Origin of the sequence: Bradyrhizobium sp. sGM-13 (assembly GCF_018398875.1) — a bacterium.
Taxonomy (GTDB): Bacteria; Pseudomonadota; Alphaproteobacteria; order Rhizobiales; family Xanthobacteraceae; genus Bradyrhizobium.
Genome location: NZ_JAGWDK010000504.1, coordinates 1 through 218, shown reverse-complemented (window position 1 = coordinate 218; position 218 = coordinate 1). Strand labels below are relative to the sequence as shown.

Genomic DNA, 218 nt, shown 5'->3' with positions numbered 1-218 from the left:
CCGATCGAGGCGTTTGCGATCGGGTTCATCACGTCGGCGCCGACCCAGTTGGTGAAGAACATGTTCCAACCTCCCTCCTTCGGAGGCTTCTGGCTGGCGCGGCGGGCCACGACGGTCTGCCAGTCGGTGGCCTGCAGATCGACCTTGAAGCCGGCGTCGCGCAACAACTGCGCCGCGACAATCGGCTGCGCCTTCAGCGTGACCACGTCGCCCGGCGC

At 67.0% G+C, this 218-nt stretch carries 1 pseudogene; it reads right to left on the bottom strand.

Features of this window, described 5'->3' with window-relative positions:
- Nucleotides 1–218: pseudogene (locus tag KJQ96_RS39810) on the bottom strand (ABC transporter substrate-binding protein); the annotation flags it as partial.